Raw genomic sequence first — 918 nt, 5'->3', positions numbered from 1 at the left:
TCAAGGAGCCGAAGTTCTCAATGTTACGGTTGTTCCAAGAAAGAACAGTCACGCCCTTTGTTCTGGTTGCCTGAAGCCTGCACCAGGTTACGACTCCCTCACCGAACGTCGTTTTGAGTTCGTTCCCTTCTGGGGAATCCGGGTATTTCTTCTTTACCGCATGCGACGAGTGCAGTGTAAAACCTGCGGCGTAAAGGTTGAACAGGTGCCTTGGGCTGACGGCAAGAAAGAACTCACCAAAACCTACATGCAGTTCCTGGCTTTTTGGGCAAAAAAACTCTCCTGGAAAGAGACGGCCCATTCGTTCGACACCTCATGGGAGAAGGTATTCCAATCCGTTGAGTATGTGGTTGAGTGGGGCAAAGCTCACCGTTCACTCGACAACATCAGAGCCATTGGGGTGGATGAAGTGGCCTACCAGATCGGCCACAAATACCTGACCGTGGTCTACCAGATAGATCGCGCCTGTACCCGTCTGTTATGGGTTGGTCAGGAGCGCACAGAGGCGACTATACGCAGCTTCTTCCGTGAGTTTGGCAGTGAACGAAGCGAGAAACTGGAGTTTGTCTGCTCTGACATGTGGCAACCTTACGTCAAAGCCATTGCCCACTTTGCCGGTCAAGCCCTGCACATACTGGATCGGTTCCACATCGTTGCCATGCTCAACAAAGCCATTGATGAAATCAGAGCATCCGAACACAAACAACTTCAGGCTGACGGCTACGAACCCGTTCTCAAAAAGTCCCGCTGGTGCTTGTTGAAGCGACAGGAGAATCTCACAGAGAAAGAAGAGATCAAACTCAACACGGTGCTCCAGTACAACCTGAAAAGTGTCAGGGCTTACCTTCTCAAAGAGGAATTCCAGGCGTTCTGGGAATACGTCTCGCCGCATTGGGCAGGAAAATATCTTGATCGGTG

1 protein-coding gene is annotated in these 918 nt (G+C 51.0%); it reads left to right on the top strand.

The window, feature by feature from the left end; genetic code table 11:
* Positions 1 to 918: ISL3 family transposase (locus tag QMA35_RS21850; protein ID WP_281649242.1), on the top strand; the 918-nt coding region annotated here is incomplete at both ends.

The sequence above is a fragment of the Parendozoicomonas sp. Alg238-R29 genome (assembly GCF_947331445.1).
Taxonomy (GTDB): domain Bacteria; phylum Pseudomonadota; class Gammaproteobacteria; order Pseudomonadales; family Endozoicomonadaceae; genus Sansalvadorimonas.
This window is presented reverse-complemented; position numbering and strand designations above follow the sequence as displayed.